The organism is uncultured Anaerobiospirillum sp., from assembly GCF_902485895.1.
GTDB classification, from domain to species: domain Bacteria; phylum Pseudomonadota; class Gammaproteobacteria; order Enterobacterales; family Succinivibrionaceae; genus Anaerobiospirillum; species Anaerobiospirillum succiniciproducens.
Map to the genome: position 1 here is coordinate 1 of NZ_CABTML010000063.1, position 7,733 is coordinate 7,733.

Annotated in this window: 4 protein-coding genes; 2 read left to right on the forward strand and 2 right to left on the reverse strand. The window is 43.3% G+C overall.

Features of this window, described 5'->3' with window-relative positions:
* Together RDO37_RS04955 and RDO37_RS04960 are read left to right on the forward strand one after the other, a co-directional pair.
* The coding region (locus tag RDO37_RS04955; RefSeq protein WP_308498319.1) for a flagellin at positions 1–204 on the forward strand (204 nt) is incomplete at its 5' end.
* A gap of 376 nt (positions 205–580) precedes the next feature.
* A complete protein-coding gene (locus tag RDO37_RS04960; RefSeq protein ID WP_308498320.1) occupies positions 581–1,111 on the forward strand; it encodes a GtrA family protein in 531 nt (176 codons plus the stop codon).
* A gap of 429 nt (positions 1,112–1,540) precedes the next feature.
* Here the strand turns inward: RDO37_RS04960 and RDO37_RS04965 are convergent, their stop codons facing one another.
* Together RDO37_RS04965 and RDO37_RS04970 are read right to left on the reverse strand one after the other, a co-directional pair.
* Positions 1,541–4,186, reverse strand: a complete 2,646-nt coding sequence (locus RDO37_RS04965) for an ADP-ribosylglycohydrolase family protein (RefSeq protein WP_308498321.1) — start codon at positions 4,184–4,186, stop codon at positions 1,541–1,543.
* Positions 4,187–4,336: 150 nt separating this feature from the next.
* Positions 4,337–5,827, reverse strand: a complete 1,491-nt coding sequence (locus RDO37_RS04970) for a hypothetical protein (protein ID WP_308498322.1) — start codon at positions 5,825–5,827, stop codon at positions 4,337–4,339.
* Between the last annotated feature and the right edge of the window lie 1,906 nt (positions 5,828–7,733).

Genomic DNA, 7,733 nt, shown 5'->3' on the forward strand with positions numbered 1-7,733 from the left:
AATCGTATGGAAAGCACCATCCGCAATCAGAGCTCTATTGCTGAGAATGAGTCTGATGCACGCAGCCGTATTCGCGATACTGATTTTGCCTCTGAGACTGCTGCTTTAACTCAGAACCAGATTATCCAGCAGGCCTCTCAGACCATCTTAAGTCAGGCAAATCAGCGTCCAACCGTAGCATTAAGCCTCTTAGGCGGTCGTTAGTCGCTAAAAACAAATAATCTCTCATATCTCTTAAGGCCGCTTACTCTCATTTGCGGCCTTATTTATATGTGCAGCAAGCGTTCAACCAGCTCTTTTTATTGCATGGTTAGAGAATAGGTTTTACCTTGTGACTGGCATGAGATTTGGTCTCACTGCTGTTCTGCTCATTTTCAACTAAGCTCTCTCGATTATCATAGGCTACATAGCGCCGCATTGTGTGCTTTGAGCTACTGTGTTTGTGTTGCCTCAATATTTTTACTTTGATTCTGCATTATTTTTGAGTAAAGATAGGGCATTAGGCATCGCTTTTGTCAAACTTGCTTGACAGTCTGTGCTCAGTAGATTATTTTGCCACTCCTAAATCGAGGAGCATCTTATGGCCTTAGACTTTATCTACAGTCCCTTATTTAAGCAGATTATGCGCTTTGCCGTTACTGGTGGCATTGCATTTGTTATCGACTTTGGACTGCTGCTTATCTTAACTGAGCTAGTACATTTAGATTACTTAGTCTCAGCTACCATCTCATTTATCGTCTCAGTATGGGTTAACTATGTATTGAGCATGATGTGGGTCTTTACCCCAAGCAAGAAGCAAAAGTCGCTAACTCGCCTCATCATGTTCTTTGTACTCTCAACCATGGGCCTGTTCATTAACAACGGCATTATGTGGTTTACTGTAGAGGTCTTGGCCATTAGCTATATTATCGGCAAGCTCGTCGCCACCTTCATCGTAATGGTGTTTAACTACATTACCCGTAAAATTCTTATCGAAGGTCGTAAGAAGCGTGAGGCCCAAGATCAGCACCTTGAGAACGCCTCAACCGCAACATTAGATACTGCTAATGTCAAAGCCGATGCAAATACCGTATCTGCTCCTGCAGCCGTTCCTGCCGCAGAGAATAAGTAATCGCCACTCTAAATTGCGCAGTAGCCATAGTCTGCGCTTAGCTACTGCCAGACCCCTCCGGCTCTGAGATTTTGTAAAAGAGTCCCCATACTGCTCTACAGCTATCCATTCATAGGCTGTAACTTACTAAGGTGAAATTCATTCACCGCTCATAGCTCTTTACCATTCCTTATGGGGTACTATCTACAGCGCCCGCACATGCACTCAATGCAGTCGTTTGCCATCCAAGCATTGGCCATCACTTTGAAACGCAGGATCCGCTCTTACCTTGTGTTGCTTGCTGTACAAATGGTTCTTAAGTGTCAGCCTGTCCTTATGCATCACACGTCCTGCTTAAAGCTTGCTAAAGGCTGTTTTCTCGGCCTTGCTTGCGTGCTTAGGACATGATTAGTGCCTTGATTAGGCCGCTCGCTGAGGCTCTTATGGTAGTTAAGCTTGGGTGACGGTACCAAATACCTCTACTATATTGCCATCTGGGTCTTGAGCTCTAAAGAACTCTTTGTCGCTCTTAGGCCATGGAGCAATAGCGCTTATGATAGTAAAGGAAGAGCGCTGCAGCTGCTCATAGGCCCATCTAATATTAGACACATCTAAAAAGATAAGTGAGCGCAGTCTAAAGTCATTAGGTAAGCCACATTTACTTTGCAGATAGTTTGAAGCAATTAAGGTAATACCTTGCTCAAAAGATACTGTAGTACGTGTTTGTTTCTTAATGGTAAGGCCTAAGCAGTCTTTGTAGAACGCAATTGACCTTGCAAACGACTCCGCACATACCTTAAAGCCTGCCTGATAGCATTGCACCATGGTGCTATCGTTGCCTCTAGCGCTGCTAACAGCGCTTACTGCCACCAGATCAGAGCTAGATATATGTCTGTAGATAGCTTCATTGTTTGGAGCATCAGCCGCATGCGAAGTAGCTGCTAAAGTATCTACTGCCTGGCTTTTTGCAGTGGTGGATTGTGTCTCTTGAGTTGGAGCAGCTGGTCGTGTGCTGCTATTGCGGGAGAATGCTTGCGCATGTGTCCTTGGAATTAAGCTATCAAAGCCGATGGTGTCATCTGAGCTTTGAGAGCCATGAGATACGACAGGCGCATTGGCATTAGCGTGTACGTTGGTATTTGCATTTGCATTTGGACTTTGAAGTGCATGCGCGCTTAAAGTATCTGCAGGCTCGGTATTGCTTGAGGTGCTTGCTTGTATAGTTTCTTTAGCTGCTTTTGGAGCTGGCGAGCCTTTGGTAGTTTGGGCGGCATGGCTTGGGGCTAGATGAGATGCGCTAGCGTCGTCATCGTCTTTATCTTGCTTAATGGTTTGTGAGGTTTTTGCATAGAAGGTCTGTCCGTCACTAGCCTCAATGCGGGCAAAAATGTATAACTTGTCGCCCGTATCATCTGAGCGCTCAAGCTTATAAAAAGTCTTGCAACCAAGGCCAATAGGCAGCACCTTGTCAGTTACAAAGCCATACCATGGGGTAGAGATATGTCCTGCATATGCCTGACGCATGGTGGAGGCAATCTCGTCTGCACTGTGAATGGCCTCTGATGGGTTTGCTTGCATATCAGCATCACTAAGTAGGCTGTTGGCAAACAGTCCCTCATCAAATGCTGTAGCTTGAGCGGCTTTGCTTTTGGCTTTTGACTTAGCTGCTGCACCCTTAGCTTTAGTGCTGTCCTTGATTGGCTTAAAGAAATTATTTGACCAAGTGCGGTCACTAAACTTTTGACCACCAAGCGCCATAGTCTTGATAGTGGCACCATCTAAACATGGCTGAGCATAAGCGCTATTAACTAAGGCATGAGCATACTCACGTATGCAATCTTTATCTTGCACCTCAGCAAGAGTCTCACCATCGATAAAGCCTTCTCCATATACAGAGCCTAAGAGTGCTGCTGCCATTGAGGCATTAGTATCGGTATCGGAGCCCTTAGCAAAGGCAAGTCTTACAATGCCACTTACGGGATCATGTAGATAGGCACTTGCTTGGTATATAGCCACTGCTGCAGCTACAGTACCGGCACCACTAATACTTTTGTCAAAGCAATTCAATTCTTTTAGGCTATTGTCATTGAGCTTTTCAACTTGCTCATAGAAAGCAGGGCTTGCTACATTTGCTCCTGTAGCGCTCTTTACCTTAGCTAAGGCAGCTGTAATATGCTCACAAGAGCTTGCTGCCGTGACCAAATACTTTTGCATAGTAGCCACAGCCTCATCCCATAGAGCACGGTAGGAGTAGTTAGCACCTGACGATGAGTTATCTTGTGCAAGCTCAATAAAGCTCTCGGGCAGATCATAATCTAAAGCACAGGCTGACCACTCATCGATGGCATCTAATACCACCTTAGCAAAGTTTGCCTCATAAAATAGTTCTGCATATGGGTAAGGGCCTACACCCTTACCGTCGTTAGCTACACCTTCATTACTTCCTTGAGTAGCTTCATTGCCACTTGGTGCAGAGCGTAGGGTGTGATTAGCTAAGCTCCCTTGGCGCAATGCATACCACAAAGCATAACCATAGGCTAAAGCACCCACTAATGCCTGTGGGTGTCCATGGGTGGTAATACCATCGAGCAAGATATTATGTGCGGTGTGCCCAAAGTCGAGCTTATAGCCCATAATGGCATGAGGCAGCACACGCATGGCTACACCATTACCACCTGCATTAAAAAAGCGCTCTTTTTCATCAGAGAGCCATGGGGCTATACCACTTGCCCAAGACTTAACTGCACTTTTAGTAGCACCGCCACCACCACGCTGATACACCTGCCAAAAAGGAAGCTCCTTGGTCGTGTAGTGCTTATACCACTGATCTGACTTTAATAGAGCACGCGATAGACACAAGATCATTTGCGTATCGTCGCTATAGCTGCCTTTTTCAATCTCATAGCGCAAGATAGCAAATTTCGTAGACTGATCTCTTTGCCATGCTCTAAGCTTATGAAATGAACCTGCATCAGGAGCTTTGGCCTTATTGCGACTTCTCTCATTAGGCCAGCCTAAAGCATCACCATAGGCAGCACCTAACATGGCACCCAAGGCACGGTAATGGATAGTAGAAGTTGCAATGTCAGTAGTCATAGCAAAACCTTAATATTGAGTTAACTTGGCCTCTTGAGGCCTTACAGTTAAGTAAGCTTAACTAGATGCTAGTGCTAATCACTATAGTTACGCATAAGCAAGATTGAAGCATCAAAGCGTAAAAGCACCGATGTTCCACTCTTTGAAAGACTAACCTTCCTCAAAGTGATCTAACAGAGGGCTTAAATACTTGCTGATCTTACCTGAGTAAAGGGCATAGAACTCATCTGCTGCGCAATTGATACCTGTATAGATAGTTTTAGCAGCAATGAAGAGATCTTCAGGGGTGAAAATTGTGTCAAACCTCTCTTCAGACATAAAAGGCATACACACCACATCAAAAGTAATGCCCTTAGTTTCCAGGGTAGTGCCTATATACACGCCACTAGGCATCCTAAGCTCAAATGCACTTACATCCTTTAGCTTTTGGGCATATGGCATCATCTTGCTAAGGCGTGTTACCTCAGTTGACTTGCTCACAAGCAAAGCAAAGCTTTTAGAGTCTTTATAGAGCGTGGCAAGCTTTTCAAGCTGCTCATCTTCAGCACTCTCACTATCTACTTTTAGCACTTTGGGCTTAATCGCATCTGCTTTAGTGCCGTTAAACTCCTCGTCAACACTTGTTGGCAGGCTGTTGCTAGCTTGGTAGTGAGCGAGTTGGTGCACTTGAACTTGAGAGCGGTAATTAGTACACAGCTCCACACTTTGAGCGCGAGATAAAAACTCTATAGTCTCCAGGTAAATAGGATAGGATTTAAAGCCGAGCTTATCGCAAAAGAGCGTAAGTGAGCCATCTTCAGCTAGATGATTAGCTATTGCCTTAATCACACAGCTCGGTACATGGTTAGCATCATCGACGATGATGTGCTTAAACTTTGAGCTGCTCTTAAATTGAGGGTCTAGTTCACTCCATAAATAGTGCATGATGTGCGGATCATAGGCGTATTTAGACTCTTTGATAAGACGCTCATACACTACATAGATCTTAAAGATAAATTGATAGAAGCTAGGTTCATCAACCTCTACCTCTAAAAGCTCATGAGGCTTGATAGATCGTTGCTGTATATGCTTTAGGTACTCATCTGAATCAAGAATACTCTCGACTGTTATGATCCTGATTTCTTCTACGCAAATGGAGTAAATATCCAATGGTGCAAAGCTTGGATAGGCTTGTTTGACCTCATCTATAGCGCTGCTTATAAGTGCTGAACGGGTCTTACCAGTACACTGCAATGTTTTTTTCTTGATCTGTTCAAGCGACAGACCAAACTTATGGGCTAAATAGGCTTTAACATCCTCAGTCACCATGAGCCTAAAGGTAGTAAGTTCAATGCCCTTAAGCGCCTGATCAGTCAAAGAGTTTTGCACAATAGACATAAACTGCGCATTACGAACAAGCACTAAGGTCTTGCCAGAGTTGTCATTAGCATCTTTACGGCTTAAGTAGACCGCTCTTAAGATACTTAAGGCAGACTTGCCAGAACCAGAGCAGCCACTTACAAGATTAATACCCTGATCAGGTAAGAATAGGGCCTCAGACTGCTTGTTATCGAGCTTATCAATTAAGCTATAGACAATAGAGTCCTGATTAAGCCCAGCTTGAATGCGCTTAAGAACTTCTTTGCTCAATGATATGTACATTAATGCTCTCTCATTGCTAATCTGATTATCGCCTAAGGTGCTTTCTGACCCATAAGTTTTCGCTGAATGTAGGCCTCGCTATCAAGATTCTCAAGAACTACAATGCGAGGTTATGAATCTTATTGTTAAGACTCTCGTTACTTCTCAGCCTCGACCCTCTTAAGCCAAAGGATTTCATGCAGCTAATTGCATTTTCAATAAGGCCATCAGCTTTCAAACTTATCGACCACGCATTTTAGATGTTTGGTCAGATTGCCTGAGTACAATACACCTAGAAACTTAGATGCGCAATTAATGCCTGTATAGATGCTTCTGGCCGCCTCTAAGTCATCTTCTTCATTAAAAAGGGAGTCAAAAGCTTCTTCACTCATAAAAGGCAAACATACTGCATCAAAGGTAAGCCCCTTCGCCTCTAACATTGCTCCAATATATACGCCATTGGGCATCTTAAGCTCACAGCTACTTAATTCCTTAATCTTTTTAGCATTGGGTAGTATCTTGCTTAAGAGTGTTACTTGTGAACTGTTGCTCACGAGAAAAGCGATAGAGCTAATGCCTTTAGAGTTCGATACAATATTTATAATCCTTGCTTCTTCCTCACATTTGCTATCTGCACAAATAAGACGTGGTTTTACCTTCTTATATTGATTGAAATTCAAATCTCTTTCATCTAATTTTTGACCATTAGCTTTGGCAAATGTCGAAGCTAGAGAGTGTATTAGATGTTGAGATCGGTAATTACTAACCAGGATCTCATGATGAGCATGTGATAAAAACTCTAGGCTTTCAATATACAGAGGATAAGACCCGAGTCTATATTTATCTACAAATAGTGTCAGAGAACCACCTGGCGCAATGCTATTGGTAAGGGCTTTGATCACGCAGCTCGGTACATGGTTCGCATCATCAATGATAATGTGCTGATATTCTGAGCAGCTCTTGAATGATGCAGGTAACTCACTCCATAACTGGTGAAGCAAATGTGAATCATAGGCGTATTTTGACTCTTTAATCAGTCGCTCGTACACAACCGCTATCTTAAAGATAAATTCATAGAAGCTATCCTTATCAACTTCTACATCTAAAAGCTCATGAGGTTTTACACGGCGCACTTGTATATGCTTGATATATTCATCTGAATCAATAATACCTTCAGTGACGATGACCTTGAATTCATTAAAACAAATTGAGAGCACATCTAAGAGAGCAAAATCACTGTAGGCACTTTTAACCTCATCTATAGCACTGTTCATCATGTTAGTACGAGTTTTACCAGTACACATAAGCGGTGTGTTCTTAACTCGTTCAAGCGAGACGCCTCTTTGATGAGCCACATAGGCTTTTACATCATCTCCCTCAAACAGCCTCAGAGAATTAATATCGATATTGGACAATGACTCATTAGTTAAAGAGTTTTCAACTAAAGACATAAACTGCATATTACGTGTAATAACTAAGGTCTTGCCCGCATTGTCATTAACATCAGCACAGCTTAAGTAGAGAGCTCTTAAGATACTTAAGACAGTCTTGCCAGTGCCGTTTGCGCCGCTAATTAGCTTAATACCTCTTGAAGGCAAGAATAGGGCATCAGACTGATCCTTATCGAGGGCGTCAGATGGATCCTCATTGAGAATGTTATAGACTATGCAGCCTTCATTAAGCCCATCTTTAATACGCTCTAACATTTCTTCACGTGATAATGAAGAACTGCTATCGTGCTCATTAGACGTATGTGACGTTCTATTTTGTGAGCTCAGCTTTGCTGACCTTACACCGGCTGCAGCATTATCCGGAGCGCTATGGTCTTTATCCGAGGCATGGTGTGGGGCAAAGGTAGCTATCTTAGTAGTTCCATTACTTTGTAGCTCCAGAATCTCAACGCTGCGAGATCGGAAGAGCACACGTC

Excerpts from the sequence above, each read along its gene's own strand:
- RDO37_RS04960 (WP_308498320.1), top strand. The coding sequence starts at position 581 with ATGGCCTTAGACTTTATCTACAGTCCCTTATTTAAGCAGATTATGCGC.
- RDO37_RS04965 (WP_308498321.1), bottom strand. The coding sequence starts at position 4,186 with ATGACTACTGACATTGCAACTTCTACTATCCATTACCGTGCCTTGGGT.
- RDO37_RS04970 (WP_308498322.1), bottom strand. The coding sequence starts at position 5,827 with ATGTACATATCATTGAGCAAAGAAGTTCTTAAGCGCATTCAAGCTGGG.